The 26,829-nt window shown below is 48.1% G+C and carries 26 protein-coding genes and 1 tRNA gene; 14 read left to right on the forward strand and 13 right to left on the reverse strand.

The annotated features are described in order from the left end of the window. Positions 1–39: 39 nt before the first annotated feature. Positions 40–933: an ATP phosphoribosyltransferase gene (gene hisG, locus R3B84_08410; protein ID MEZ6140579.1), complete on the forward strand. Its 894-nt coding sequence runs from the start codon at positions 40–42 to the stop codon at positions 931–933. A 47-nt stretch (positions 934–980) separates the two neighbouring features. On the opposite strand, the gene R3B84_08415 is transcribed toward hisG, so the two are convergent. Further along, positions 981–1,487, reverse strand: a complete 507-nt coding sequence (locus R3B84_08415) for a MarR family transcriptional regulator (protein ID MEZ6140580.1) — start codon at positions 1,485–1,487, stop codon at positions 981–983. Positions 1,488–1,606: 119 nt separating this feature from the next. Here R3B84_08415 and ilvC point away from each other — a divergent pair, with 119 nt between their 5' ends. The 3 genes from ilvC (at position 1,607) to R3B84_08430 (ending at position 4,370) form a co-directional block, all read left to right on the forward strand. Further along, positions 1,607–2,659: a ketol-acid reductoisomerase gene (gene ilvC / locus R3B84_08420; GenBank protein ID MEZ6140581.1), complete on the forward strand. Its 1,053-nt coding sequence runs from the start codon at positions 1,607–1,609 to the stop codon at positions 2,657–2,659. A 187-nt stretch (positions 2,660–2,846) separates the two neighbouring features. Then, the gene (smpB, locus tag R3B84_08425) at positions 2,847–3,323 is read left to right on the forward strand and encodes an SsrA-binding protein SmpB (GenBank protein ID MEZ6140582.1); all 477 of its coding nucleotides are present in this window, start codon (positions 2,847–2,849) and stop codon (positions 3,321–3,323) included. A 33-nt stretch (positions 3,324–3,356) separates the two neighbouring features. Beyond that, the gene (locus R3B84_08430; GenBank protein MEZ6140583.1) at positions 3,357–4,370 is read left to right on the forward strand and encodes a glycosyltransferase family 4 protein; all 1,014 of its coding nucleotides are present in this window, start codon (positions 3,357–3,359) and stop codon (positions 4,368–4,370) included. A 14-nt stretch (positions 4,371–4,384) separates the two neighbouring features. On the opposite strand, the gene holA is transcribed toward R3B84_08430, so the two are convergent. The 7 genes from holA to dcuC all read right to left on the reverse strand — a co-directional run bounded on the left by holA (position 4,385) and on the right by dcuC (position 11,740). Beyond that, positions 4,385–5,419: a DNA polymerase III subunit delta gene (gene holA / locus R3B84_08435; protein ID MEZ6140584.1), complete on the reverse strand. Its 1,035-nt coding sequence runs from the start codon at positions 5,417–5,419 to the stop codon at positions 4,385–4,387. Between the two features lie 42 nt (positions 5,420–5,461). Beyond that, complete coding sequence (locus tag R3B84_08440) at positions 5,462–7,027, reverse strand: MFS transporter (protein MEZ6140585.1); 1,566 nt, start codon at positions 7,025–7,027, stop codon at positions 5,462–5,464. 140 nt (positions 7,028–7,167) lie between these two features. Then, positions 7,168–7,788 (reverse strand): superoxide dismutase, encoded by a 621-nt coding sequence (locus R3B84_08445; GenBank protein ID MEZ6140586.1) that lies wholly within the window; start codon positions 7,786–7,788, stop codon positions 7,168–7,170. 115 nt (positions 7,789–7,903) lie between these two features. After that, positions 7,904–8,671: a 3-ketoacyl-ACP reductase gene (locus R3B84_08450; protein MEZ6140587.1), complete on the reverse strand. Its 768-nt coding sequence runs from the start codon at positions 8,669–8,671 to the stop codon at positions 7,904–7,906. Positions 8,672–8,719: 48 nt separating this feature from the next. After that, positions 8,720–9,031: a hypothetical protein gene (locus tag R3B84_08455; protein ID MEZ6140588.1), complete on the reverse strand. Its 312-nt coding sequence runs from the start codon at positions 9,029–9,031 to the stop codon at positions 8,720–8,722. Between the two features lie 138 nt (positions 9,032–9,169). Continuing rightward, positions 9,170–10,198, reverse strand: coding sequence for a DUF1559 domain-containing protein (locus tag R3B84_08460; GenBank protein ID MEZ6140589.1), 1,029 nt, complete (start codon positions 10,196–10,198; stop codon positions 9,170–9,172). Positions 10,199–10,447: 249 nt separating this feature from the next. Then, on the reverse strand, positions 10,448–11,740 hold the full coding sequence (dcuC, locus tag R3B84_08465) for a C4-dicarboxylate transporter DcuC (protein MEZ6140590.1): 1,293 nt from the start codon (positions 11,738–11,740) through the stop codon (positions 10,448–10,450). Between the two features lie 112 nt (positions 11,741–11,852). Between dcuC and R3B84_08470 the strand changes: the two genes are divergently transcribed. Continuing rightward, complete coding sequence (locus tag R3B84_08470; protein ID MEZ6140591.1) at positions 11,853–12,221, forward strand: hypothetical protein; 369 nt, start codon at positions 11,853–11,855, stop codon at positions 12,219–12,221. 271 nt (positions 12,222–12,492) lie between these two features. Continuing rightward, a complete protein-coding gene (locus R3B84_08475; protein MEZ6140592.1) occupies positions 12,493–13,944 on the forward strand; it encodes a right-handed parallel beta-helix repeat-containing protein in 1,452 nt (483 codons plus the stop codon). A gap of 56 nt (positions 13,945–14,000) precedes the next feature. Here R3B84_08475 and R3B84_08480 read toward each other — a convergent pair. After that, positions 14,001–14,074 (reverse strand) — tRNA-Arg (locus R3B84_08480). A 186-nt stretch (positions 14,075–14,260) separates the two neighbouring features. On the opposite strand from R3B84_08480, the gene R3B84_08485 reads away from it, so the two are divergent. After that, complete coding sequence (locus R3B84_08485) at positions 14,261–15,256, forward strand: hypothetical protein (GenBank protein MEZ6140593.1); 996 nt, start codon at positions 14,261–14,263, stop codon at positions 15,254–15,256. A gap of 4 nt (positions 15,257–15,260) precedes the next feature. Here the strand turns inward: R3B84_08485 and R3B84_08490 are convergent, their stop codons facing one another. The 3 genes from R3B84_08490 to lspA all read right to left on the reverse strand — a co-directional run bounded on the left by R3B84_08490 (position 15,261) and on the right by lspA (position 17,717). Beyond that, the gene (locus R3B84_08490; protein ID MEZ6140594.1) at positions 15,261–15,689 is read right to left on the reverse strand and encodes a hypothetical protein; all 429 of its coding nucleotides are present in this window, start codon (positions 15,687–15,689) and stop codon (positions 15,261–15,263) included. A 209-nt stretch (positions 15,690–15,898) separates the two neighbouring features. Next, complete coding sequence (locus tag R3B84_08495; protein MEZ6140595.1) at positions 15,899–16,948, reverse strand: DUF3500 domain-containing protein; 1,050 nt, start codon at positions 16,946–16,948, stop codon at positions 15,899–15,901. A gap of 157 nt (positions 16,949–17,105) precedes the next feature. Further along, complete coding sequence (lspA, locus tag R3B84_08500) at positions 17,106–17,717, reverse strand: signal peptidase II (protein MEZ6140596.1); 612 nt, start codon at positions 17,715–17,717, stop codon at positions 17,106–17,108. 488 nt (positions 17,718–18,205) lie between these two features. Between lspA and R3B84_08505 the strand changes: the two genes are divergently transcribed. From R3B84_08505 to R3B84_08535, 7 genes are all read left to right on the forward strand, one after another. After that, complete coding sequence (locus tag R3B84_08505; protein MEZ6140597.1) at positions 18,206–19,402, forward strand: thioredoxin-like domain-containing protein; 1,197 nt, start codon at positions 18,206–18,208, stop codon at positions 19,400–19,402. Positions 19,403–19,672: 270 nt separating this feature from the next. Then, entirely contained in the window at positions 19,673–20,518 is an 846-nt protein-coding gene (locus tag R3B84_08510) for an alpha/beta hydrolase (GenBank protein MEZ6140598.1), read from the forward strand. After that, complete coding sequence (locus R3B84_08515; protein ID MEZ6140599.1) at positions 20,518–21,168, forward strand: rRNA adenine N-6-methyltransferase family protein; 651 nt, start codon at positions 20,518–20,520, stop codon at positions 21,166–21,168. Before R3B84_08510 ends, R3B84_08515 begins: the two co-directional genes overlap by 1 nt. Positions 21,169–21,349: 181 nt before the next feature. After that, positions 21,350–22,885: a Gfo/Idh/MocA family oxidoreductase gene (locus R3B84_08520; protein ID MEZ6140600.1), complete on the forward strand. Its 1,536-nt coding sequence runs from the start codon at positions 21,350–21,352 to the stop codon at positions 22,883–22,885. Positions 22,886–22,990: 105 nt separating this feature from the next. Continuing rightward, entirely contained in the window at positions 22,991–23,980 is a 990-nt protein-coding gene (locus tag R3B84_08525; GenBank protein ID MEZ6140601.1) for a sugar phosphate isomerase/epimerase, read from the forward strand. 14 nt (positions 23,981–23,994) lie between these two features. After that, positions 23,995–24,276 (forward strand): hypothetical protein, encoded by a 282-nt coding sequence (locus R3B84_08530; protein MEZ6140602.1) that lies wholly within the window; start codon positions 23,995–23,997, stop codon positions 24,274–24,276. A gap of 54 nt (positions 24,277–24,330) precedes the next feature. Continuing rightward, complete coding sequence (locus R3B84_08535) at positions 24,331–25,263, forward strand: WD40 repeat domain-containing protein (GenBank protein ID MEZ6140603.1); 933 nt, start codon at positions 24,331–24,333, stop codon at positions 25,261–25,263. A gap of 4 nt (positions 25,264–25,267) precedes the next feature. Here the strand turns inward: R3B84_08535 and R3B84_08540 are convergent, their stop codons facing one another. Next, the gene (locus tag R3B84_08540; GenBank protein MEZ6140604.1) at positions 25,268–26,809 is read right to left on the reverse strand and encodes a protein kinase; all 1,542 of its coding nucleotides are present in this window, start codon (positions 26,807–26,809) and stop codon (positions 25,268–25,270) included. Positions 26,810–26,829: the final 20 nt, after the last annotated feature.

A 26,829-nucleotide genomic window follows, 5' to 3' on the forward strand; every position in this document is an offset into this window, starting at 1 on the left:
TCTCATCACTCTCTCATCATTTGGAGCTGATTACTTTTCATGGAAAATGTGTTACGGTTGGGAATTCCCGCAGGCAGCCTTCAAGAAGCTACCGGGGAACTGTTTCGTAAAGCTGGTTACCAGATTACTTTTTCTTCCCGCAGTTACTTCCCAACGATCGATGATTCGGAGATCCATTGCACGCTCATCCGGGCACAGGAAATCCCACGTTATGTGGAAAATGGTGCCTTGGACTGTGGGCTGACAGGATTTGACTGGATTCAGGAAAATAATGCCCAGGTGGATATTCTGTGCGAACTGGTTTACAGCAAAGTCAGCCGGAAACCAGTCAAGTGGGTGCTTGCCGTACCACAGGATAGTCCGGTGCAATCGCCGCAAGATCTTGCTGGTAAACGAGTTGCAACAGAACTGGTTGATTTTACCCGTCGCTGGTTTCTGGCACAGGGTGTGGATGTCAAAGTCGAGTTCAGTTGGGGTGCCACAGAAGTAAAACCACCCAAACTAGCCGATGCGATTGTAGAAGTCACTGAGACCGGAAGTTCCCTACGCGCCAACAACTTACGCATTGTGGGTGAACCATTACTGGTCAGCACCACACGGTTTATTTCAAATCAGCAGGCCGCCAAAGATCCCTGGAAACGCAGCAAAATGAACGATTTGATTCTGATGCTGCAAGGGGCCATTGCTGCCGAAGGTAAAACTGGTTTGAAATTGAACGTGCCAAAGACAGATCTGGAAAATGTACTGAGTGTCTTTCGCGAACACCCAAAGACTTCGCTGAACGCACCGACAATTTCCAATTTGACAGATCCGGATTGGGTGGCTTTGGAAACTATTATTCCCGAAGATATTGTGCGGCACATCATGCCCGCACTGCACCAGGCCGGGGCCCGAGGTATTGTTGAATATGTGATCACAAAGATCATTGATTGATCAGTCGATAGGATTCAACACAACTTCTTACTATCAAATGATTTACGTCAGGATTTTTCTGCCTTGCCCTGTGCTTCCAGGTGGCTCAGCCATTGCCGCAACATCTCTGCCAAACTGGTTTTGGTTGCCGGGTCCCAGGCGGGGAGGCTGTTTTCAGCATCGGCAAACCGAGTTTTGGTGGCGACGTCAATTAATTCCTGCCCTGCCGCAGTCAAACGGACAATCAGTGCCCGTCTGTCATTCGGGTCCTGTGTGCGTTCCACCCAACCTGCGTGCTGCAATCGGTCTAGCCGATTCGTCATCCCACCTGAAGTGAGCATCACATTCTGCATCAACTGCTTGGGGGACTGTGGGCCTGCACGTCGCAATGTTGCGAGTATGTCGAATTGACCTAACGTCATACCGTGCAAGGATAAAGCACTTTCCACGCTGCGTTCGAGGTGCTGTGCCAGAATGATGATCCTACCCACCAGATGCATGGCATCGCCATCCAGTTCAGGAAGGATTTCCCCCCAGCGGAGCATCATCCGATCAATGACATCATGATTGTTCATATGTAAAAAGTTTATTTAGAAGATACTTTTTGTCAAGATAATTCACACTAAGATACTTGATGCTAATTTACTTTGCAATAAGATACTTTCATCGTAACCTTTCCCTTGGAGAGACAAAAATGCAAGAGATTCGAGTTGGTGACATTGTTGAATACGCAGTAGAACGTGCAGATTACCCACCTGAGAAGATCCGAGAAATCCTGGGTGGCGAAACCGTAGCTGTGATTGGTTATGGCGTGCAGGGCCGTGGGCAGTCTCTGAACATGCGCGACAATGGCGTGAAAGTGATTGTGGGCCAGCGTTCTGGTGGCAAAGCCTGGCAAACCGCTGTTGAAGACGGCTGGGTACCTGGCGAAACCTTATTTGAACCGCTGGAAGCGATTAAGCGTGGCACCGTTGTGCAATATCTGCTTTCCGATGCAGGCCAGAAAGAAATGTGGCCACAAGTGAAGCCATTGCTGACTGCGGGCAAAGCATTATACTTTTCTCATGGTTTCAGCGTGGTGTTCAACGATCAGACCGGCGTTGTCCCACCGAAAGATATCGATGTTATTCTGGTGGCACCAAAAGGTTCCGGCACCACCGTGCGTCGGCATTTTGTTGAAGGCAAAGGAATTAACGCCAGCTTCGCAGTTTATCAGGATGCCACCGGTAAAGCACGTGAACGCTGCCTGGCACTGGGTATTGCCATTGGTTCGGGCTATCTGTTTGAAACCACCTTCGAAAAAGAAGTGGTCAGCGACCTGACTGGTGAGCGTGGTGTGCTGATGGGTGCGATTTATGGCCTCTGGTTGGCACAATACGAAGTATTACGAGCCAACGGTCACAGTCCTTCCGAAGCATTCAACGAGACTGTGGAAGAAGCCACTCAAAGTCTGTATCCCCTGATTGCAGAAAAGGGGATGGATTGGATGTACGCTAACTGCTCCACCACCGCACAGAGGGGTGCGCTGGACTGGTTCCGCAAGTTCCGTGACGCCAGCAAACCAGTTTTTGAATCACTGTACAAATCGGTGGCCACTGGTGAAGAAACCAGACGGGTTCTGGAAGTGAATAGCCGGCCCGATTACCGCGAACAACTGGAAAAAGAACTGGCAGAAATTGCCGAGAGCGAAATGTGGCGTGCAGGTGCCCAGGTTCGCCGCCTGCGTCCGGAAAACCAGGAAAGCTAGGCAATCCAGTCTAACTGGATAATAAAAGACGATTAGAAGAGTTAGGTATCCTGTTTTTTTGCCCACAAAAAGCGCCCTTGCACGTTTCAGACAATTCGCAGACAATTCCGCAAAGATTCCAGTTTGGTGAAAGCAAAGATTGGCCTGGGAGCTAAAATAACTGTTTCTGTGTCAATCGAGATGTTTCATGGCTGAAAAGGAAAAGAACAAAGACGAAATCACCGTTGTGTGCCGCAATCGCAGAGCGTCCCACGAATATGAGCTGTCCGATCGGTTGGAATGCGGCATGGTACTGGTGGGCACAGAAGTGAAAAGTCTTCGCCAGGGGCATTGCAACCTGGAAGATGCTTACGCCAAACTGGAAGGTGGTGCGTTGTGGCTGGTGGGGTGTGAAATTCCTGAATACGACAAAGGGAATTCACTGAACCATAAACCCAAGCGGACAAGGAAGTTACTGCTACATCGCAGAGAAATTGGAAAATTCGCGCAAAAAGCTGCCGAACGTGGATTTACATTAGTGCCCATTAGTGTGTATTTCCGTGGCGGGCGAGCGAAAGTAGATATTGCGGTTGCACGGGGGAAACAATTGCACGATAAACGGCAGGCGCTGAAAAAAGCGGATGCCCAGCGACAGATCGCACGTGCAATGAACCGTCGCCGGTAGCTGATTCACTATTGCCTGCATGAAGAGGATGTCATGTTGCAAGTTCGTGCACTCGTCAGTTCGACGCACCACGTATGTGTGCGTTATCGGCTGGAAGCATTCCGTGCTGCCTGGCAGGAACAAGGGTGCAAACTGGTATTTGAAGAACTACCAACGAATCGTTTTTCCCGATTCCGTTCTCTGTACTCTCAACGTCACGAAGAAATCACTTTGTTGCAACGGAAAACCATCAGTTGCTATGAAACCGACCTGTTGGCGGATCGTGCTCATCGCTTCATTTATGACTTTGATGACGCAGTCTGGCTACGCGACTCTTATTCAAACAAAGGATTGTATTCAAGTAAGCAAATGGCAAGATTTCGCAGGATAGTCCGGGCAGCAGACACCGTTGTCGCCGGCAATCAATTTTTATTGGAACAGGCACTAGACATGGGTGCAAAACGGGCCCGCTTGATTCCAACTTGTGTCGATCCTTATTTGTATCCATTGGCTGAGCATTCCGAATGGAACCGAGATCTGGTCTGGATTGGGTCTTCAAGCACGCTGAAAGGCATTCAGATGTTTGGCAGAATATTAGACCAGATCCATCTGGCACTACCCAAAACCCGTTTACGCTCCATTTGCGACCACCACCCCCGGCTGGAAAGAATGCCCGTTGTGGAAATCCCATGGAAAGAAGAGACGGAAGCTCATGAGATCGCCAAAGGTGCAATCGGAATCAGTTGGCTGCCTGAAGACGATTGGAGCCGTGGCAAATGTGGTTTGAAAATCCTGCAGTACATGGCTGCAGGCTTGCCAGTTGTCACGAATGATATTGGTGTCCACCGCGAAATGGTTCATGATGGTCTGAATGGATTTTTGGTGAAAACGCCCGCTGAATGGATTGAAGCGATTCGCTTCCTGCAACGGCACCCACAAATTCGCCAACAGATGGGAATGGAAGGCCGCAGAATTGTCGAAGAGAAATACAGCATTGAAGTGGGTGCTGCGGCTTGGTTACAACTGATGCAACCAAGCCAACCTGCTCTGGTTGCTGCTGCCGCTTGATCAAATAAATAGTGTTACTCGATTCTGGCTTTGGCCAGTTTCACCAGAAAAACTTCCAACTGCACATTTTCTGGTAATGGGTTATGCCCTTTCAGACCCATGTCAATTTCGACAGCTAAATCCAACAATGTTTCTAAACGCTGCCAGCCGAGGTGCCTTAATTGTCGCTTACTGTTTTCGAGAATCGCCGGGTAGGCTGGGATGCCCGATTGTTTGAGAGCCTCGTCCATACCCAAGCCATGCTTTTTGATCAGGAGTGCGGCGCGGGCCAATTTTCGAATCTGGACCATCAAGGCACCCAGAATTTTGAGTGGCACATCGCCGATCGCCAGCAAATCCTGAACAATCTGAATCGCCTGCGGACCCCTGCCATTGCCAATGTGATCCAGCACATGAAAAACATTGCCACCTTTATTCTTGCCCACAAGTTCTTCGACCAGGTCTGGTGTTACCGTGCCATCGGTGGTGGCATCTGCCAATTTATGCAGTTCCTGATCGAGCATTCCCAAGCTGGTGCCCACGTACAGAATCAGCATTTTGGCTGCTTCAAGATTCAGCTTGGTTTCGTAACGGGCATTTGCCCACTCGACGCACCATTTGGGCAAATCCTGTTCCCGTGGAGTCTTACAGGTGATGGAACCAGTATCACCCACAATTTTGTATAATTTAGTATTACTCTGAAAGAGTTTTGTTTCCAAAACCAGCACATTTGCTGTGGAAGTGTCTACTTCGGATTCTGAACTGGCTTTTTGCAACTGTTCCGCAAGTTTTTCCAGTTCTGAGCGATGTTCTGAAATAAATTCGTCGGCATCTTCCACCCAGATCAGCCGTCGTGCGGAGAAAAATGATGCTGATTCCAATTCGTTTCTCAAATTTGAGAAAGTCGTATCGGTGCCACGCACAACGGTCAGCGCGTGCTCTGGTTCTGCATCGTCCAGAACTTGTCTGATCAGCAATTCCTTGATGCGACTTCTGAGAAAAATCTCATCACCGTATACCACTACAAACACAGGGGGTGCGGGGGGCCTTTTTCGCGACAACAGGACCATTGCGTCCAAAGTGCTTATCCTGTAAGGATTTCCGAAATATCATTACGATTCAGACGAACCGTTGAACAACTTCTTCGGATGGAAGAGAACCAAAAGCATGACAGCACCAATGAGTGCGGCAAACATGGAGTACTGGAAAACAATTTTGTAATTTTCCGGATTCGATACGGGGTATTTGTCATTCAGAACACCACAGAAATAGTTCGCTACAAATGGCCCCACACCCAGAATCAGGACGTTAAACAAACCCTGAGCACTGGAACGAATATCTTTCGGGAAATAGGTATCTACAAAAATATACACAGTCGCAAAGAAGAAGGCATAACACACCCCATGAAGTGCGATAACCAGAATAACAGGTGTCTGTCCCGGATAAAACGCAAACACCGCAAAACGAGCTGCATGGCCGAGCACCCCAATGGTCAGAGTAATTCTCCAGCCCAGGTTTTTCAGCACATATCCAAGAACAAGCATCGTCAGGATTTCCGCAAGCTGGCCAATTTTCATCACGGCTCCGGCCCAGTTCGTGGGAATACCCACCGGACCTGCCAGAAAGTCAAATGTCCAGAAAAAGTAACTCTGGTGTACCGCAGCATCAATAAACGTAACCAGAAACAGTACCAACACAAATGGATGTTTCAGCAACCGCATTGCCTTTAGCCATGCCAGGGAATCCTGCCCACTTGCTGGTTTCGGCGGTGTATGTGGCAGCAATAAGCTGTAGGCAGCCAACAACAATGAAGCCAAACCTGCCACCAGGAACACATATCGTTTGCCATCCAGTGCACCCGCACCCGACAACGAAGATTCAAACACTACCCCCAACCACTTAGTAAACCCGCCACCACCAGCCATGTTTTTGTTGACCAGAGCCCAATCCACCAGAATAAAGATGAATGGCCAACTGGCCGCAATCCAGCCGATAGTGCCCCACAGTCGAACAGGGCCGAATTGTTTTTCCGGATTCGTGAAAGCGGTAAATGCGATCGAATTGGTGATCGATATCGTGGGAACATACACAACGGCGTGGAGCAACATCAGTCCCAAGAACAACCAGAACGGAGCAAGTGGCTTTGAGAAATCACCCACCAGTTGATCGCCTTCTTTGGCAGTAATGGTGAACGTCACCGTTGGTTTTTTCTCTGCTTCCAGTTTGTCGACACCTTCCCAGTATTTGTTCGAAGATGCCTCAGTGGTGACGTTTTCAACCAAAACCTGAGTACCGTCAGTCATTTTCGCAATAGCAGACGTGGGAGTCGCTTTACTGACGATCTGAGCCGAATTAAACGTCCCAACTTCAGTTCCCAGAGGAGTTTGCAGAAAAAACAATCCACCAATCGCCAGGCCACCGATCAGATGGCTGACTGCGAGAAATTTTTCAGCCGCAAACTTCCGGTCTGCCAGTTGGGTGCTGAAAAAGAGGGCGACCAAAGCACCCACGTTAAACGCACCGAAAACCAGCGTTGTCATCCAAGATTCGGCAAACTTCATCCCGGGAATGTACGAAAAGCCGGTTTCAAACCAGGCACCCCAAATGAAAAACTGCAGAAACATCATCAGCGATAGCTTGAACATCAAACCACGGCTTGTTGGTGTGCCAACCGACATATTGTTGTCCCAGGTGATCGAAAAAAATTATCGTAGGAATAGGTAGCAGTGTAAACAGATCGGCAAAAATTGTCCACTGAAAAGGGCCTGGATGCTGAAATTCACGAAGTAGGGGTGAAAATTGGGCGATTTACTGGAAATCAACTACCTGATTTGGCTTTGGCAAACAGTTCGTCAACCTTTTTCCAGTTTACAGTGCCCCACCATGCATCAAGGTAATCAGGACGCTTGTTCTGATATTTCAGGTAGTAGGCGTGTTCCCACACATCCACACCCATCAGTGGTACCAGGCCCGCCATCAATGGGCTATCCTGGTTGGGGCGTTTCACTGCTTCCAGTTTCTGCGTGGTGGGATTCCACACCAGCCACGACCAGCCACTGCCAAACTGAGTTAAGCCATTTTCTTTGATTTTGGCCTTGAAAGTAGCGAAATCACCAAATGTAGCATTGATGGCATCGGCCAGCGGACCAGATGGTTCGCCACCACCATTGGGGCCCATGATTTCCCAAAACAGACTATGGTTGTGGTGCCCACCACCGTTATTAATGACGGCCTGGCGAATCCCTTCCGGAACACTATTGATATCCCGCAACAGGTCTTCGATTGATTTGAACGCTGCTTCCTGGCCATCCAGGGCTTTATTCAGGTTATCCACATAAGCTTTGTGGTGACGCTGGGAATGGATTTCCATGGTCAGTGCGTCAATATGTGGCTCGAGGGCATCAAATGCATAAGGCAATGCTGGTAAAGTATGTGGCATGCTGTTTCTCCGTGTAAATGGTTACCATGCTTATTATCTTAGAAGCGAGATGGAGATTGGCACAGACAGGCCGCAGATTCGAACAAAGGGAACAGGCAAAATGCCACGCACTGACTTACAGTTTTCGGAGATGGTAGCCACCATCCACATTGATGACATCGCCTGTGGAGTAGGTCATCGGGCTGGTGGCCAGCCAGGCAACCACACTACCCACATCATCGGCAGCACCCATCCTGGGTATCGGAATCAATCCTTCCTCAATTTTCTTCAGATATTTATCACGGGCACCTGCAGTCATATCGGTGTCAATAATCCCCGGACGGACATCCCAGACTCGAATACCATGTTCAGCAAGTCGCAATGCGAAAAGTTGCGTCATCATGGTCATGCCCGCTTTGGCAATGCAATAATCGCCACGGTTCAGTGAAGCAGAAACTGCAGAAAGACTTGAAATGTTAATAATGCCGGGCTTTTCCACCACACTGGCGTGGGCAATCATCCAGTTTGCCACAGCTTGACTGAGAAAGTATGGACCTTTCAGATTGGTGGAAAAGACACGGTCCCAACTGGCTTCATCCGCTTCCAGAATATCTTTGCGCCCGATGGAACTGATCCCAGCATTGTTCACTAGGAAGTCAATTCGCTGAAATCGCTCTAACGTCTTTTCCAACAGAACTTTACGATCTGTTTCACTGCCGACATCTGCCTGAATTGCTACCGCCTGCGATGCGGTACCTGCGTGGATCAAATCGACAGTTTCAGAAGCAGCGGCGGCATTGCCAAAGTAATTAACCACAACTTGGTAGCCTGCCTGGGCAAGTGACAAACAGATCGCACGCCCAATCCCACGGCTTCCACCAGTTACAATGGCAACTTTACCCACAACCACTCCTCAATCATCTGCAACGAAAGTGGTGTAGATATTAAGGAATTACTGCAGCTTTTTCAAAGCTTCTTTGGCAATGTTAACCCGATTATTTGGATTGGCAACAATTGCTTTGAATGCTTTATCGGCTTCATCGGCTTTCGCGGGGTCAGCTTTGCGTAATTCATTCACCATATAATCGAAACTGGTTGCTTCACTGCCCACTGGCTCCCCACGGACATACCGTTCCAACATATCCTTTACCGGTTTCAGTGGGTCCGTTTGAGGTTTAACCTCAATTTGCTCTTCGCGCGACCCCAAACCACACCCAATCACCAACGGTAAACAAAACACACAGATTAATGAGAGGAATTTCATAGCTTGCTCTTTATTTCAAAACTTTTTGGATGCAAACAGCTTGCACTCAAATGAAAAAATCTTCCCAACCCCCACTATGGGGGATGAAAAGATTAATACTTATTAATGAAAATCACTTAACAAATTGTTCCAGTCGAATTAAATATCACCTGGAGGGAAACCGTCTTTGGCATTACCCAGGATCTGGAACGTTCGCAGATCCACCGAGTTACGGATGAAACGCACGGAACCATCACCCAGAACGGCATTGACGCCACCAGTGTGCATCGAACGAGGTGGGATAATCCCGAAACCCCAGTCATGTGCCCCACCTGGGCAACAATCGCCACCTGCGGAGGGGAAGCTCCAGTTCGGGGTAGCTGCGGTGTTCAGGGTTGAATGACCAGCTGCGTACCAGCCCCACATAGTACCGTTATTGGATTTGTAACCTGCCGGTGAAGTTCTGGCCTGGTTGCCAATTGCAGCCAGTTCAGCTGCGGTGGGGAAGTTTCTGTCGACCACGGCATTAAACGGAGCATTGGTGGCGTAGAAAATGTCGTTCGGGAACTTACCGCTGCCACCAGTCTGACCGGAACCGGGCAGAATTTCCGAAGCCATCAAGGTGTTGGAAAGACCATCGGTGACATCGGCCATTTTGGTGTCCTGCTGGTAAGAAATCATGCCATTAAAGCGATTGCCAGCCCAGACCACCTCAATATTGCTACCGGTACACCAGGCATAGTTCGAACCAGGACCGTCCCAGCCATGTGGGTGCGTGCCACGACGTGGTGCGTTGCCAGCAGATGGGCACAGAAACGTCGGAATCGAAGTGTTCATTACGGTACCGTAGATGAAACCCCAGTTACCAATGTTGGCTTCGCCCTGTGCGTGCAGGTTGCCCTGCTCAATGTAAGGAAGCATGTCGTAGTTCAAGCTGAGAGCTTCCCAGGCATTGCCACCTACTTGACGATAGTTTCTGGGAAACTTGTTTGCCACATCGTGGTAGGCATGCATCGCCACGCCCAACTGCTTTAAGTTGTTCGAGCATTTCGAACGATTTGCTGCTTCTCGCACTTTTTGCACGGCTGGCAAGAGTAAGCCGATCAGAATCGCAATGATTGCGATCACCACGAGTAGTTCAATCAATGTGAACGCTCGGGTTTTGTTACGGGAAGAGGCCAGTAACATTGTTTTCCCCTTAAATGTTGTGAGAATCTCTCACAAATGAATGAATAAATCGCCTTGTTTGTCGCCTTTCAGGCAAGGCTACATCAGTTCAAACACCACCTTGAGACAAAAAGATCGACAAAACTTAACAATATTTTAACATAATTTTGCTGTTTGATGCAAGCACCGCAGGAGTGATTTTTCGTAATAAATTTACGGAAATCAGAAATAAATGAGAAATCCTGCTGAATTGAAACAACAAGCTTACAGTTATGAAAGAATCCCCATTAATTTCAGAACCACCAGAACCGACAGGCCACTCAGTAGTGGGATTACCAGACGACCAGTAATTTTCCATGGCTCCACACCTGTCAGTTTGGCAGACATTAATACGACAGCCGCTACGGGAGAAAGTGTGCGTCCTGCGGCTGCAGCTACCGATATTAATGCACCCATCCGTGCGGGATCTTTTTCCGCAGTAATTGCGGGTTCTACAAAAAAGCCGTAAAGGCTTTGCGTTGAAGCAATTCCAGACCCGCTGATCGCGGCAAACCCACATGGCAGGATTGCTGCAGCAGGGTTTAAGAGGGAAGGCACCATTGAGATCATTCTGCCCAGCCAATCCGCCAGACCAACCAGTTCGATCGCTTTTCCGAAACAATTGGCAATAATAATGAGCGAGATTACTTCCGTGAATGCAAAACCTGCACCTGAGAAAAATTCTTTGGCAACTCCACGCAGTTTCCAGGGGTTACTGAGTGCGGCAATTGCCACACCAATCAGCATCGCCAGACCAATCAAACGTGAACTGTAAACCGATTCGGAAGTGGTGGGTGTCAGTACCCAGTTTTTGGGAATATGCAACCAGTCAAAAGGAGGACCTGTCACAAACAGCAAGGCGAGCGGAACAATCGGAACAAATGCGCGTAAGTAATTAATTGGTAAGTCTTTATCTTCAATTTGCAGTGCCTTGGCATCTCCCACTGGTGGGAAGTGTTTTTCCCCACGAATGGTAAGATACCAGAAAATCCCCAGGGCAACCGGCACATGAATGAGGAGCAGTTGAAAAGTATACGGGATGACGCTTTTCGAATCGATTTTCAACCGATTCGCAATCGTATTCAGTTCAGGAGCCCCCGGATTCAGTAATTCGCCACCTATGGAAGCCCCAAACGCCAGACACGACCCGATTGCCAACGGGCTGTAACCGGCGGCCCGCAGCAAAGGTACCACCACGGCACCGATGCAGACAGCGGTGCTGGTCTGGCTGATGACCGGAATATTCACCAGAAAACCCACGCACACGACACCCGGAATCAGCAATAAACGGACATGCCGCAACGGGTTCGTCAGCAACCGCACCAAGTGGGCATCACATCCGGTGTGTTTCAACACGTAGGCAAAACCCATTGCAGTGCAGATAGGAATTACAAATTTTTCGTTGGCAAACGATTGAAAAAACTGGCTGGTAATCGCTGTCACTTTCTGAGCTAGTAGGCCCATCCAGAGTGCGGCACCAAAAAGGCACAAACGCACGTCGTACCCACGGACGATTCCAACCATTGCAAGCAGAATCCCCAGTGACGAAACCAGAAGAATAATCGATTCGTGCATCAAAACCATTGTGAAGCTGTAGGAGTTCTGACTCTTGTACCAAAAATGATCAGAAAAGGGAATGCATAAACTTCTTGGGTTCCGCAAGCTGAAGCGTGCCAAAATTTCCCTGAGTAACAACGTTAGCGGTTGTATTTCTTGCGAAATGGGAAAGAATACCAATAAGAAAAACTTTAACTCCAACATGGGTGGTACCATGCCCAACGATGCAAAACTGGGTTTGCTCGTGGGGGTTGTGTTGGTCGTGTTGATCGCGGTCTTGTTTTTTCAGAAGGAACCAGGCAATACAGGGAAGTCGTCAGAAGCCACAACGAGTCTGCAAGCAACGACGAAACAACCTCCCGCGATGAATGTTGATTCGGGCCTAAATCGAATCACGCGTCCAAACAATGTGGCAGGAGTGCCCGTCTCTCGTGTCATTGAAAAATAAGAACGCAGATTGAAAATGAAATTGCTTTCATTTTTATCCCCGCTTTCAGAATTCTTGCTTCCTTACGCTGCGGTATTGTTGATTTTGCCTTCATCCGGCACAGTTTGGATATGTGCCAATTCCGCTCCTGATGAGTTACAGAAAATTAGAACCGCCCATATTTTGATCGTTTTCGAATAAAAATCCCTGAATCGACGCTGAACTCTTTCATCTCAAGAATTTCTTTGTTATATCCAGAGAAAACAATTCGAAATTTCCCAAAGGGATCATCATGCGTTGGTTATTCATTTTTGCTGTTTTTGGTGTCATGATCAGCGTTTTTATTGTTTCACATCTTTCCGGTCAGCCGGAACACACACCGAAAATTGTGCATGATTCTGGAAAGACAGTGCTCAGTTTCGGTGCTGTTGGTGATAACGAATTCGATAATACAACCGCAATACGCCAAGCCATTCAAAGCGGTATTGGGCATATTCATTTTCCAGCAGGTATCTATCAGATCAGTGAAACAATTGAAATTGATTTAAGTAAATCCGGCCCGGTTGCCATCACTGGCAACGGATTGGCCCGTATTATCATGACTGGACCTGGCCCAGCTCTTCGCTTCATTGGGTCCCATGGTGGCACCGCTGATCCGAAGTCTGTCAATCCAAAAATCTGGACAACAGAGCGTATGCCAATTGTTGATGGAATCGAAATCACTGGTGCGCATCCAGAAGCAAGCGGTATTGAGGCCCACGGCACGATGAACCTGATAATCACTCGACTATTTGTTCGAAATTGCCTGCATGGCATTCATCTGACAAAGCGAAATCGTAATGTTCTCATCTCGAATTGTCATCTCTACGAAAATCGCGGGGTTGGGGTGTTTCTGGACAATGTGAATCTGCATCAGATGAATGTCACGGGCAGTCACATCAGTTACAACAATCTCGGTGGTGTGGTAGTCAAAGCTGGTGAAGTGCGAAATCTGCACATCACTGGCTGTGATATCGAATCGAATCATAGGACTAACTCGCCACCAACTGCTAATGTGCTAATCGATTCGGTTGGTGGAACAAATGCGGAAATCGCAATTACTGGCAACACAATACAGCACAATCATCAGGCAAAAGGATCTGCAAATATTCGCATCATCGGGCCGACAATCGAATCGAAGAAAACGCCGGAACGTCGCGACGGGCATGTCACCATTACCGGAAATGTGTTGAGCGATGTTCAGGTTGGCATCCATTTGCAGGACGCCCGTGGTGTGGTAATTAGCGGGAATACCTCCTGGATGTCGTTTGAACACAATTTGCTGGTTGAAAACAGTTCACATATCATCGTAGGTGAAAACAGTTTCGAACGAAATCCCCGATATGACTATGGCGATAGCACACAAGCCAGAAACGCGATCGCCTTCCGTAGTTGTTCCGAATGCACCTTGAATGGCTTTCATGTCAGTGAAGTGCACGAAGAAGCGGGTGCAGTGGTCATTGAAGAATGCAGCAGAATGAATATTTCCAATTTGACCATTCTGGATTGTGATCATGCTGGTTTAGTCTTAAAGAACGTAACACGATCCCGCATCGCGGATTGCTTTATTCGGGATGATCGCAAAGAAGCAACATCATTTTCACTCAAGGTAACGGGAGGTGAGAACAATGTGATCCGTTCAAATGTTCTTGGCAGACCTGCAGAATTGCCTGAACAATGGAACAAACATAACGATTTTAATTAAAATTTTGATCAGGGCAGAAACTACCAATCGACACAAAATGTGAACACAATCACAGATGCCCCCGGCAAGATTCGAACCTGCGACCTGAGCTTTAGGAAAGCTCCGCTCTATCCAACTGAGCTACGGGGGCAGCAAAGACAAGTTATTTTCTAGTCAATCGGTGCGGCACGGCCACTGAAAACGGACTGGTTGATCAGTGGAAACACCAACATTCTAACGATTCTCTGAACTAAAATGGATGAATTTTCTTTCAGATTCCCTGTTATTCATTTTTTTATGCTAATTTTCAACGGAGTGATTTCTGGAGACTCAACCCATGCAGGGAACGTGCACCAAATGCCAACGCTTGTACGACAATCAGATGATTTGCCCCAATTGTGGCATCCAACTGTCACCGGATTATGATTCCCACCGTGCAATGTCAATTGTGCACCAGGAAGGCTCCGGCAACCTGATGTTGTCTGATGGTCGCAATTCCCTCGAACGGTGGGGCATCATGCTTGCTGGGATCGCTGGCGGGATGCTGGTGGTCTACCATTTAATTGGAGTCCGCTCCACACCGAAATTCCCGGATGTGTTTGTTCAGCACAATTTCCTGCTTGCAATCGTTTCGACCCTGATCGGTGCGTTTCTGATCGGACTTGATAACCGCCGCGCTATATTGTCAGGGGCAATCATCGGCATCGTGGTCGCAACGGGGGTGGTTGCAAGCGATTACTTTTACTCCAGGATTAACATTCCGAAAACAATCCTGGTGTTTTGTTCGGCAATTCTCTGTGGAATTACGACAGCATTGTACGCCAAATGGCTGTTTCCTGCTGCACCACAATTAGATCGAAAAGTAGCCCAACTTTCAAATACCAACTCAGCCACGGGCAACAGTTTCCCAACCATCAGATTATTTGTAGCGGCATTTCTAGTGGTGCTGCTGCAGATATTTTCTGAAAAAATTCTCATCGAATTTCTTCGCTGGGGTGGTTCTGCAGGTGGCAGATCCCCACTGCTCATTGGTCTGTCTGGGGCCATCTTTTGCATTGTTGGTGGGATCGTCCTGGGCTTGAAAACCCAGAATGCCGGTATGGTAGCTGGAGTGGGTGCGATGCTGGTGACACTTGTCCTGCTTGGAATGGGTTACAGCACGGCGGGTAAAATGGTTCCCCCAGTCGAAGTCTGGAAAGTTCAACTGGAAGACTTCAACCAGGCTTTGATAGGCTTTTCAATTGCGAATTTTCTAGCGATTTATCTGGGTACAATGCTTGGCAGTCAGATGATGGCTGCACCAAAGCAAGAAGAATTGTCTGAACAACGTTGAGAAACTACATCCCCAGATCTTTCTTCAAAGCGGAATACCAATCGCTGAACCAGCCAGTTTTGATTTTGTTATTACCAGTGTCTTCCATCACCGTGATGATCATTTTCTTCAGTTCACGATCATTTTTCTTGCCTTGTGCAGCACGCTTCAGATTCTGGAAAATCAGATCGAATTCTTTCTGATCCACTTTCCCATCGTTGCCAGCAGCGGTTTCGACCTGGTCTTTAATCATTTTCAGCAGAACGCTTTCCATGATATAACCCTGGTTTTCGCAAACCTGCACCAGAGCACTGCGGGCGCTGTCGATGCTGATTCCCTGTTGAATCGCAATCTGCAGGATTTCCCGCTCTTCGCCTTTGTCGATATATTTATCGTCATAGGCACGCAGTTTGATCTCATCTAAAAACCGTTTCTTGATGTCTTCTACCGACATTGCAACTCTCCTAAGCAGAAAAAAGTAATCACATCAGGAACTTCGATGTGAAACAGCGATCATTTTAACGATTTGTGATCAAAATCCCTGAATTTTCAAAATTATACCCGAACCGGAAGAAAACATGGAACAAAATTTTCGGGTAATTCTGATGAATTGGTCAGAATGAACATGAAAGGTGAAGCAATCTGGAAATTTTTTGCTTGGAATTATTTGGAAATACCAAAATCGGCAGGAATTTTTCGCCACGAACTATGGATATGGTTATTCGGATTGCCATTGCCGTCTGCCTGTACATTCAAAAACTGCACCAGGAAAGTCGGTCCTTGTATCTGGTAAGTAAATGGCGTACCTGTCTTGTAAAGTTCACTGCCGGAGTAGGCAAAGTAGACTTTATCCACCCCACCGTCGAGCACTTTCTGGTATTCTGTGGCACCAATTTCACTATTCATCCGGTTCGTGTACGCACGCAGAATCGCAAGCAACATCTCTTTTTGTGCGGGGGTAAACTGGCCGGCATCCAATCCTACGGGTTTGGTCAGAGTGGCAGCGGGTGTGTTTTCAGCAATTTCTGGAAAATGTTTTGCCTGGTGGGCAATTTTTCGCTGGTCTGCGGTCAGATTTGCAATCAGTTTCCCGGTAAGCTCCTGAACTTCCGAGATCGTTTTGTTACCGTCTTTGGCCCCACCTTTCACAATTGCGGGATTCGCACCATAAAAGAATGGTGTGGGAGACAACACTTTCCCACGGTCCATGGTGAAACTGATCGACAGGTGGTGCCCCTCAAAGCGCCAGCCCCACTGCGTGGTCATGCCGGGTGTGCCGAAAATGCTGATGAAATACCAGTTCGGATTACGCACCATGCGACCGTTTTTTTCAGAATCCCGCAGAACTGCTTCAAGGCTCATGATTGTTTCTGCCTGTTCGTACCCAGATTTACTGGTGCCTGCTTTTAACAATTGCAGTGCGGCCTCTCGCTGTTTGGCATTCAATGATTCAAGAGGAATCCCTTTTCGCGTTGATTGCCGTTCAGCATTCTGCTGTGGAGTGAAAAACCATGCCGTTCGGTGGGGATCATCAAAGCCAAAACTTGCCTGTTTGCGCTGTTCAGCCGTCAAGGAATCTAAAAATGCACTAGCCGCCACAGTCATTTCATCGGCTGCAGTAGGTTTATCTTTGCCAATCAGTGCGAACGCACCAATTCCGATCATGCACAGGCTGAGAATCGACAATCGCTTCAGTGAAAATCCATTTTTCATTGCTGGTACCTTTGGTTCTATTTCTGCCCAGTGTAACCGATTCTCAAACAGAAATAAAGGATGAAAGGGAACCCAGAAAACTGATTTTCAGAAAAGCTCAGATTTGGGAAAGGGAATTAATTGATTGCTTTAGAAATTGTGTCCCTTCAATTGTCAGTCATTCCGTGGGCGATGTTGGTGCCACTTGAGGTGCAGTTGTTGATACCTCTGACTTTCCAGTAAACCAGGACTGGATCAGTAAAAGAATCGCACCGCACACGAGGCAGCAATCAGCAAAGTTGAACACTGGCCAGCGGATTGCATAAAAATGCATAAAATCTCGCACTCCCTGAAAGACAATTCGATCGTACATATTGCCAAGTGCCCCACCCATGATCAGGCCAAGGGAAATACATAAGAGCCTGTCTTCTCGAACGTTACGACGAAATGACCAGAGCGAAATGCCCAGAATCGCCAAACCACTGGCAATCGTAAAAATGCGGTTACCCTGTGCCTGATTCCCACCAAGGCCCCATAACGCCCCCTTATTGACGTGGGGTGTCTTTTCGCTGTTCATACGGACGAACACACAATCACATGGTGGTTCTTCAGAATTAAACTCGACATGAAATTGAAAAACACCTGGAATCAGATCTCGCTTGGCAAAATCGCTGTCTTCCTGTTCCAAGACACGAAAAACACCATATTTACTTGCCTGATCTACCAAAAAGCCAGAAATCGCCAGAGCAAAAAGCAGCCACTGATATGATCGTCTAATTGTCTGATTCATTTTCTGCCTCGTTTCGATTTCCCATACCCCAAATTGCGGGTGGCGTCAACACTTGTATAATTTTGTATACTTACAGCCGCAATTGTCCAGTTCACAGTGCGTTATCTATCCATTTTATACCGATTGTACCGCAAAGTAGTGGCCAACAAATTGTAATGGTTGTACAGAATCGTGCGAATGTAAGAGTGCGCAATACAGGGAAAGTTCGGAAGATAGCGAAGATACGTTTGACCAGCAACCTGCCGAAGTTCACAATTAAGTATAAGTTGCTGGCATTTCGCAACTTGCGTGTTAGTTGAATCGACCATGTCGGAACGGTAGTAGGATCTGCTTCATCCTTAAGGGTCGATTCGTCGATACATAATGAAAGGATTTTTGCATGAACGACAGGAGAGAGCGTTACAGGAATGCAAATATTGCACTACCCAAGTGGGACATCGTTATCCACAGACTGAGGTTGTGAAGCCCGATTGAGTTGGGGGATCACCATGATACGGTATTTTGTATTCGCTGTGCTGTGCGCTAACGTCCTGAATGTTGGCTGTGCCCCCCTATCGCGTGAAAGGAACAACGCTGTTCAGGACAATGTTGGTGGGCGTGCACCCAATCAGCCATTCTGGCAAGGTTCTGGTGAACCACCGGAATCGAACCGCGAATTCCCATCTTCTCTGCAGAAAACAGTCAAAAGTGGTATCCTCGAAGGGGATGTTTATGATGAAACCGGGCATGATATCATACGTGGCAGAACCACTATCCGCGTTCGGCTGGCTGATTCGGAATCCGGTAGTCGTGGCCTGACCGTCGATACGGACGATCAGGGGCACTTTATGATCCCCGACCTGCAATACAGTAAAACCTACGAACTGGAAGCTGCCCGCGAACAGTTTGGCACTCAACTTGCCGGTGGTGTCCAGGTGCGACCGCCGCACCGCAACATTAAGTTGATGTTGAGCAAAAAGGCTGTTTCTTCCGTTAGCCCATTGCCTCCACCGCCAATTGGCTACGACAGTCCGTTCCGCACCAATGATAAATTGTTTGGAGATGACAATGCGAAAGCAACGCCGCAACCACCTTCCAGACAAGAACTTCCGCCGTTGCCTCCCCCACCACGGCGACCAGAAAATATCGCCGAGGTTGCTGGGGTAATTCCGCCCACATTAAATATTCGTGGGGCACCTGCACCAGTGACCCGCACGGAAACAGACTTACCCGCACCACCAGTTTCAGCAACAGAATTGACAAAAGAGATTACGGATCTGCAGTTGGTTGACCCACTTGGCCGCAGTTGGAGCTTCCGAAAATCGGAATCTCGGCTGATTCTGCTTGAATTCTGGAGCACCAGTTGTGTGCCATGCCAGAAAGCAGTGCCAGGAATGAAAAAAATACAGAGCGATTTCGGTAATTCCGGACTGGAAGTGGTGGCGTTGGCACTGGAACCAGGGGATCGCTTCAAAGATCGTGCCCAGACCGTTGATGAATACGCACGGTATCAGCAATTGAACTATCGCGTCTACTTGGAACCAGATGGCAGCGAAGGGAAAGTGCGGGACCAGTTTCAGGTAAAATATGTCCCCACACTAATTTTGCTGAACAGAAAAGGCAACGTTCTTTGGCGTGGTAGTGCCAGCAACCAGGATCTCACAAATGTGCGACGTGTCATTCAGGATTATCTGACCCAGCGCTAAGCATCTTTATTGCAATATTGTCACATATCAATACCGTAATTATTGCCACCTTCTTTGAATTTCATCAATTTTTCATTTTTTAACGGATTGACGGCTTTCCCTGTGAAAAGTTCTTCTTGATAGGCCAATAAGATAGGGAAATCATGCCGCTTGTAGTGGACTTTCCGAAAAAAAGTTGTGGCATTCCATTGGCACTTGCCCACAGAACGTGTAAAAAACACTACTGTACTGGTGTGGTATTTTTCCTCTTCTAATTGTCGGAATCAATACATGCCGTCCAAATGGCAAGAGTTTTTGGAACGTGTACGCCCGAAAAAATACGGACGAAAGCATTCATTAGTTTTACTGAATGGACTTGCTGAACAAAGCGAGTCTTGGTACAGGAATGTCCGATTTTGGAACAAATTTTTCGACATTCATACTCCAAATTTGCTGGCATACGAAGGTACCTTTCTGCAGGAAAGGATCAAAAGTGATCAACCAATTACCGTTGATTACCTGGTTGAGCAACTATACATCTATCTTCACCAGTTTGCCCAAACACCCCCATACCATATTGTTTCCAGTAGTCTTGGTGGCAAAATCGCGATTGAGTTTGCAGTAAAATACCCCGAACTTGTCAATCGCGTTGTTCTGTTATGTCCATCCGGCATGGGTGACGTGGAACGGTTGCCCATTATGGATGGCGTCCGCAAAAATGATTACAATCAAATCATTAAAAGCGTGTTTTACACCCCACGGAAAGCAGATTCAAACCTGTTGAAATATTACAAACGCTGTTTCGAAAGTCGCCGCTGGAAAATGGGCCTGATTCGTACAGTTAAGGGCACAAACGACCATACCGTACGCCCAAGTATGAAATTAATGCACTGCCCTACATTATTAATAGGTGGGCGGGAAGATAAAATCGTTGATCCGATGGAAGGAGAGCGGGCAGCTCAGGATTTACCGAATGGTTTTTCCATCACACTTCCACAGTGTGGACATGCACCGCAGATCGAAAAACCGTGGCTGATTAACCGACTCGTGGTTCATTTTCTCACGGCAACAACCCCCACAGCCCACCCCAGTTTTGTCAAGTTAATCATGAATAAACCAAGCAGGCAAACAAGCTGATGACACCACCGAATAACCCGATTTCTCTCAAACCTACCAACACAAAACCAGCAGGGACTCGTGGCCCGGAATGGTGGTTGATGGTAAGAAAGTTCGTCTCCCATGGCACTTCAATTGCATCATTTTCTCCGAGTTCACGGTTTCTTTGCCGATCGATTGTCAAGGGGATCAATTGGGACAAGGCGAAATGCGTCGTTGAATTAGGTGCGGGAACCGGACCGATTACCAGAGAACTGGTGAAAGCAGCTGGCCCGAACACCCGCCTGGTGATTGTGGAACTTGATCCTGATTTCTGCAAAGTGCTGCGGCACAAGTTTCCAAACCATGAAATTATTGAAGGGGACGCCTGCAAGCTGGATCAGATTCTGGCAGAACGCGGAATCTCCCACGCAGACCACGTCATCAGCGGCCTCCCACTCCCCTCTTTTCCTGCTGCACTGCGGGATTCCATTATTGCGATGTCCGCAAAAGTGCTCACACCTGAAGGCGATTTTCGCCAATTGACCAATATGCCCTGGATTTACCGTAAACTTTACAAGCGATATTTCAGTAATGTTTCCTTCAAACTGGTGCCACTCAATCTGCCGCCAGGTGGGGTGTATTACTGCACTGGCTACAGCAAAGCAAATGAAATCCAACCTGTGATGTAAAATCTCAGGCTAATTGATTCACGTATCACATTTCATCACCAGTATTACACTGCGGGAAAATCTACCCCGTCTCCTGTGCCATTACGCAACAACCGTGTAAGATAACAGACGATCTCAATCCACCTGGTTGCCAAATGGGCTATACCAGGCTCTCTTACCAACATTTGGAGGTAGTTCCGCCATGTCCGAAAACCATGCCAATATCGATCGCCGCAATTTTCTGCGGACAAGCACCGTCGCTGGTGCCACGATCGCCATGACGGCCGCAAGTTACGACCGTGTTCTGGGTGCCAACGAAGCTCTCCGTGTTGGATTTCTGGGAGTTGGTGGCCGCTGTCAACAGCATGTTGATGTCATCCTCCAGATGCAAAAAGAGAAAAAAGCTGTTCGACCCGTCGCCGTTTGCGATGTGTGGGACGGTGATCAGGAATTGGGCTCCGGCAAAGGTCGTGGATTATACCCCACTGCCAAACGCTGTGGCATCGACACGATGGACAAAAAACACGTATCGAAAGACTATCGCACTATTCTCGAACAGAAAGATGTGGATATTGTCACTGTGGCCAGCCCAGACCATTGGCACGCCAAGATGACGATTGACGCGTTTGAAGCGGGTAAAGATGTCTATTGCGAAAAGCCAATGACCCGCACAATTGAAGAGGCAATCGCTGTTGTCGATGCTGCTGTCAAGCATAACAAGGTAATGACAGTGGGTGTTCAGTCGATGGCCGATCCGGTGTGGACGGCCGCACACGACTACATTGCTTCTGGCAAACTGGGCCATATCATGCAGGGCCAAACCAGCTACTACCGAAACTACATCGGTGGGCAATGGCGCTACTATCCTTTGAAAGCAGACATGACCCCCAAGACCATTGACTGGAAAATGTTCCTGGGCCATGAATTTGAATGTGCAGGCCAGAAACTGGGACCTGCGGAAAAAGATATGCCTTTTGACCGCGCCTTGTGGGCACAATGGCGTTGCTACTGGCCATTTGGCGGTGGCATGTTTACTGACCTGTTCGTGCACCAGACAACCCACCTGATTGCAGCCATGGGCGTCCGTTTCCCAGGCCGAGTAGTTGGTGGTGGTGGCATTTATCTTGAATATGATGGTCGCGATGTTCCAGACGTAGGCACGGTTGTGGCTGACTACGATGAAGGCTGCCAGGTGATCATTTCCGCAACAATGTGTAATGATACCCAGCTCGGTGAAGTAATCCGCGGTCGATTAGGAACCATCAAGTTCGTCGGTGGGGGCGATTTCCTGCAGGGCTTTGATGTTTATGGTCAAAGTATTTCTGGTGGTCCTGCAAAACCGAAACAAGGTTTTGGTGAGCCAATCGAACAAATTCGCACAGGCAAAACAGGTAATGCCACCTACGCACTGTGGGAAGATTTCCTTACCTGCGTTGCATCTCGCAAACGTGCTACGTTGTGCACACCAGAACTGGGTGCTGCTGCTTTTTCCACAGTGAACATGGGCGTACAAAGCTACCGTTTTGGTAAAGCATTGCATTGGGATAAAGAACAACGTAAGGTCAAAGAGGCAGATTCTTCCTGGGCTGATAAACTGGAAGCACGCAGTAAAAAGCGTGACAAACCCAGCCAGATCATTGGCTGGCAAGGTGGCGATGCTGGTAGCGTGGTGATTCCACCCGAATACCAGAAGCTTGAAGGCCCCTGGATCAATGGCAAAGATCCCGCCGCTTCCTAATTTAAGTTGCCCTTCCTTTTCAATCACCCACAGTTTTCACAGCCAATGCTTTCCTTTTCCAATTTTGTAGCTTAACCAGTACGAATTGCTGAAAAGGATACACGGATGGCTCGTCCTATTACTTTATTTTCGAATCAATGGCTTGACCTTCCACTCGATTTACTTGCATCCAAAGTAAACGAGTGGGGTTACGGTGGGCTGGAACTTTCGGCTAGAAATCCCCACTTCAACATCCAGGAAGCAGAGGAAGGTGGGGAATATCTGGATGCGATTATTGCCCTGTTGGCGGAATACGAGCTTTCGATACCGGTGGTGTCATTTCACCAACTAAGCCAGGTGATTGGCGATCCCATCGATTCCCGCCATCAATCATTGGTCAGCGAGCGGATCTGGGGCGAAGGGAAGCCACAACACATCCGACAACGGGCAATTCAAGAGTTATTAGTAGGGTTCCGCTTTGCAAAAGAACTCGGAGCCTCCACGATCAGTGGATTTACCGGTTCGCCGATGTGGTCGGCAATCACTGGCTATCCGGGCCCCACCGAAACACAGTGGGTGAATGCACTCAACGAGTTTGCCGCAACCTGGAACCCGATTCTGGATCATGCAAAAGAGATTGGTGTCTGCTATGCCTTTGAGATACACCCAGGACAATTAGCATTTGATTATTATTCTGCTGAACGGCTGCTGGATGCAATCCATGGCCGACCCGAATTTGGCTTTACTATCGATCCCAGTCATTTTCTGTGGCAGGGGCTCGATCCTGTTGCCTTCATCCATCGATTTGCCGATCGGATTTACCATGTACATTTGAAGGATACTGCAATTACCCTAAATGGTCGATCGGGCTTATTAAACAGTGGGCTGCCCAGTGGCGACCCGCACCGTGGCTGGCAGTTTCGCTGTCCTGGACGTGGGGGCGTTGATTGGGAAGCCTTTATCCGGGCTCTCAATGATATTCAATATTCAGGTGCCATGTCCGTAGAATTCCATGATCGTGGGATGGATCGTGAGTTTGGTGCACGCGAGGCTTTTCAATTTGCCCACCGATTGAACTTTCCTGCCCCAACCACGAATGTGAATAAAAATTCATAAATTTGAGAATATCTATGTTAAATTCCTTTCATAATATTGAACAGGTTCGAGAAGAATGGACTGATTTACGCGTCGTGGTGCGTGCGGACGTGCCTGAACTTCAGCGTTTTGCCGATTGGGTAGGTCGAGTGGTTACAGTGAACTGCACCGGCAAAATTCTGGTCGATTTTGGCGACGGAGCCTGGTACGATCTTGCGAAAGAAAGCGTCGAAATCCTGGACAAAGAAGACCCACGCTATGGCAACTACAAAACCACTGCCAACAGTGCACAAGCCCAGCCCACAAGGCAGTCGTAAGTTCCTAATTCACAATAACTTTCGATATTCTGCCCTAGAATGGGTGGGCGTTCCATGAATCGACACTTCTGTTTCATCCTGCTTGTAACCGCTACCTTCACTGTTCAGTCCGAAGAACTTCCCAAAATGGAAAAGGCCCACCGTGGCTGGGTGAATGCTGTTGCCGTTTCTCCAAACTACATTGCCACTGCTGGGGATGATGACCAGGTATTTCTCTGGCACATTCCGGGACTAAAGCTGGCTGGCCAACTGAAACTCGGTGGCAAAGGTGCAACCGCTTTGGCCTTTCACCCAACAGAACAAATCCTTGCGGTGGGTGGCTGGAATGGCAAGATCATTCTCTGGGATTATCAAGCAAAGAAAACCATTAATGTTGGAGGGCATCGTGAAAATATCACCGCACTTCAATGGGCAAACGGTGGCCAACACCTGATTAGTGGCAGTGGCGATGATGCAATTCGCATTTGGAATCGGAAAACGCAGAAATGTGAAAATATTCTCACACATGAAAATGAATATGACATCGCTGGATTGAATATCCCACATGACAGCGAGCTGCTGATCAGTGTCGATGGTGATGCTGAAATTCGAGTCTGGTCTACCAAAACATGGAAAGAACTGGAATCACTTTCCGGTCATGAAGGTGCGATTACAGAAATTGCCAGCAGCCGTTCGGGTAAAATGTTTGCCACCGCCAGCAGAGATAAAACCATTATTCTGTGGGACACCGCCAGCAGGAAAAAGATTCGACAACTGTTTGAGCATCAAGCAGACGTAACCCACTTGACCTGGGGCAAAGATGATAACACTCTCATTTCTGTAGATGAAGAAAACAATCTTCTGTTCTGGAATCTGACGAAAGGCAAAACAGTAAAAACGATTCGAAAAAATCAGAATATTACTTCATTGCAATATTCCTACAAACTGGATATTCTGATTCTGGGTGGTAAACAGGGATCTATTTTCGAAAAACTGCCTGTGAATTGAGTCGTTAGACGCCCACTGCTTCTGGCTGCAACTGGTTCAAATCCGCAATCAGTTCCGCATATTCTGCATACCGCTGAGATGGATCTTTTTCCATCATCTTCACGATAATTTTTGAAAGCAACTCGGGCAAATCAGGATTCACCAAGTGGGCCAACGGAATCGGCGAATCTAATTGTTTTCTCATAATATCCTGCGGACTGCCAGCATGAAAAGGCGGTTGGCCAGTTACCAGATGGAACAAGGTTGCACCAAGGGAGTAAATGTCTGCTCGATGATCAATTTTGCTCACATGTTTGATCTGTTCCGGCGACATATAAGCGGGAGTTCCCTTCACATAACCATCAGCACTTTCAGAATTCCCGATCGGTCGGTATGCCAATCCGAAATCGACCAGGCGTACCCCGCCCTCACGGTCGAGGAGGATATTCGCAGGTTTGATATCTCGGTGAACAATGCCGAGGTGCTGCACCCCAGCAAGACCTCTAGAGACATTCACTACAAGATTGATAGCACGATCCAGAGTGATTTTGTTGGTCTGTTTCAACAAATCCGCACCACTGACCCCATCAACGTATTCCATGACGACATAGGGCATTTCGGGCGAATCTTCAAAGTCCAGCACCCGCACAATGTTTGGATGGTTGATTTGTGCCAGCAGTCTGGCCTCCGCACAAAAACTTTGCAGTCGCCCCGTATCTGTGCTGCGATCCCGCAGAAACTTGATGGCTACCAGACAGTTGAGTTTCTGGTGCAGTGCCCGATAAACAACCCCCACTCCACCCTGACCAATTTTTTCAATCAGCAGGTATTTATCGATCGTGGCACCTGGTTCCGGAACAAAATTCTTCCCAGTGCGTGGCCTGGCGTCGCTATGGGTACTCGCCCCACCGGTAGCAGTGGCAAATGGAGATTGCGAAGTATCATGGCGTTGCGAATCGTCTGAATAGCGGGTGCTCGGTGCAGCCTTAATCATGCTGATGATCGGCGCAGTGCGGTGCTGGGTCGAATGATGAGAATTCCGTAATGTCGAATCAAAACGCGGCCCACTGTGGGAGTGGTGGGAATGCCCCGTATCGGTTTCAAACTTTCGCAACTGTTCCAGTTCTTTGTCGAGGTTACGGGATTGCTCTAGAAGCGTTCGAGTAATCAGCTTTCCTTTCGGAATCAGAATATGCCCACGGATCGGGTGGAGAATATTTTCTGGCGCGGGCGTTCCGAGTAGTGCCACCAGATCTTCAGAACGTTGCAGATACATTCCTTCGGGGACTTCCACCGCGATATCATCGCCAAAAATTCCCGCCTGGCATGCAAGGCGGCTTTCTGCACAAGAATCAGCAACCATTTTCAGGGTTCGACGTTCGCGATCCCGCATCGGAGAGAGATTATCAGAACCTTGTTTCACCCGCACATGGCAGGTGGCACAGATCCCTTTCCCACCACAGGACATTGGGATGTTGAGATCCTTGGAAACGAGTGCGGTCAATAATTTTGTGCCCGTTTGCACAATCGCAGCTTCGTTGATCGGTTGAATACTGATCTTTTTCATGCGTGATAATGTTGCCTGGT

The sequence above is a fragment of the Zavarzinella sp. genome, assembly GCA_041399155.1.
Lineage (GTDB): Bacteria > Planctomycetota > Planctomycetia > Gemmatales > Gemmataceae > JAWKTI01.

What these genes read in the sequence shown, in the direction of transcription:
- hisG (MEZ6140579.1), top strand. Translation starts at nt 40, where the DNA reads ATGGAAAATGTGTTACGGTTGGGAATTCCCGCAGGCAGCCTTCAAGAA.
- R3B84_08415 (MEZ6140580.1), bottom strand. Translation starts at nt 1,487, where the DNA reads ATGAACAATCATGATGTCATTGATCGGATGATGCTCCGCTGGGGGGAA.
- ilvC (MEZ6140581.1), top strand. Translation starts at nt 1,607, where the DNA reads ATGCAAGAGATTCGAGTTGGTGACATTGTTGAATACGCAGTAGAACGT.
- smpB (MEZ6140582.1), top strand. Translation starts at nt 2,847, where the DNA reads ATGGCTGAAAAGGAAAAGAACAAAGACGAAATCACCGTTGTGTGCCGC.
- R3B84_08430 (MEZ6140583.1), top strand. Translation starts at nt 3,357, where the DNA reads ATGTTGCAAGTTCGTGCACTCGTCAGTTCGACGCACCACGTATGTGTG.
- holA (MEZ6140584.1), bottom strand. Translation starts at nt 5,419, where the DNA reads ATGGTCCTGTTGTCGCGAAAAAGGCCCCCCGCACCCCCTGTGTTTGTA.
- R3B84_08440 (MEZ6140585.1), bottom strand. Translation starts at nt 7,027, where the DNA reads ATGTCGGTTGGCACACCAACAAGCCGTGGTTTGATGTTCAAGCTATCG.
- R3B84_08445 (MEZ6140586.1), bottom strand. Translation starts at nt 7,788, where the DNA reads ATGCCACATACTTTACCAGCATTGCCTTATGCATTTGATGCCCTCGAG.
- R3B84_08455 (MEZ6140588.1), bottom strand. Translation starts at nt 9,031, where the DNA reads ATGAAATTCCTCTCATTAATCTGTGTGTTTTGTTTACCGTTGGTGATT.
- R3B84_08460 (MEZ6140589.1), bottom strand. Translation starts at nt 10,198, where the DNA reads ATGTTACTGGCCTCTTCCCGTAACAAAACCCGAGCGTTCACATTGATT.
- dcuC (MEZ6140590.1), bottom strand. Translation starts at nt 11,740, where the DNA reads ATGGTTGGAATCGTCCGTGGGTACGACGTGCGTTTGTGCCTTTTTGGT.
- R3B84_08470 (MEZ6140591.1), top strand. Translation starts at nt 11,853, where the DNA reads ATGCATAAACTTCTTGGGTTCCGCAAGCTGAAGCGTGCCAAAATTTCC.
- R3B84_08475 (MEZ6140592.1), top strand. Translation starts at nt 12,493, where the DNA reads ATGCGTTGGTTATTCATTTTTGCTGTTTTTGGTGTCATGATCAGCGTT.
- R3B84_08485 (MEZ6140593.1), top strand. Translation starts at nt 14,261, where the DNA reads ATGCAGGGAACGTGCACCAAATGCCAACGCTTGTACGACAATCAGATG.
- R3B84_08490 (MEZ6140594.1), bottom strand. Translation starts at nt 15,689, where the DNA reads ATGTCGGTAGAAGACATCAAGAAACGGTTTTTAGATGAGATCAAACTG.
- R3B84_08495 (MEZ6140595.1), bottom strand. Translation starts at nt 16,948, where the DNA reads ATGAAAAATGGATTTTCACTGAAGCGATTGTCGATTCTCAGCCTGTGC.
- lspA (MEZ6140596.1), bottom strand. Translation starts at nt 17,717, where the DNA reads ATGAATCAGACAATTAGACGATCATATCAGTGGCTGCTTTTTGCTCTG.
- R3B84_08505 (MEZ6140597.1), top strand. Translation starts at nt 18,206, where the DNA reads ATGATACGGTATTTTGTATTCGCTGTGCTGTGCGCTAACGTCCTGAAT.
- R3B84_08510 (MEZ6140598.1), top strand. Translation starts at nt 19,673, where the DNA reads ATGCCGTCCAAATGGCAAGAGTTTTTGGAACGTGTACGCCCGAAAAAA.
- R3B84_08515 (MEZ6140599.1), top strand. Translation starts at nt 20,518, where the DNA reads ATGACACCACCGAATAACCCGATTTCTCTCAAACCTACCAACACAAAA.
- R3B84_08520 (MEZ6140600.1), top strand. Translation starts at nt 21,350, where the DNA reads ATGTCCGAAAACCATGCCAATATCGATCGCCGCAATTTTCTGCGGACA.
- R3B84_08525 (MEZ6140601.1), top strand. Translation starts at nt 22,991, where the DNA reads ATGGCTCGTCCTATTACTTTATTTTCGAATCAATGGCTTGACCTTCCA.
- R3B84_08530 (MEZ6140602.1), top strand. Translation starts at nt 23,995, where the DNA reads ATGTTAAATTCCTTTCATAATATTGAACAGGTTCGAGAAGAATGGACT.
- R3B84_08535 (MEZ6140603.1), top strand. Translation starts at nt 24,331, where the DNA reads ATGAATCGACACTTCTGTTTCATCCTGCTTGTAACCGCTACCTTCACT.
- R3B84_08540 (MEZ6140604.1), bottom strand. Translation starts at nt 26,809, where the DNA reads ATGAAAAAGATCAGTATTCAACCGATCAACGAAGCTGCGATTGTGCAA.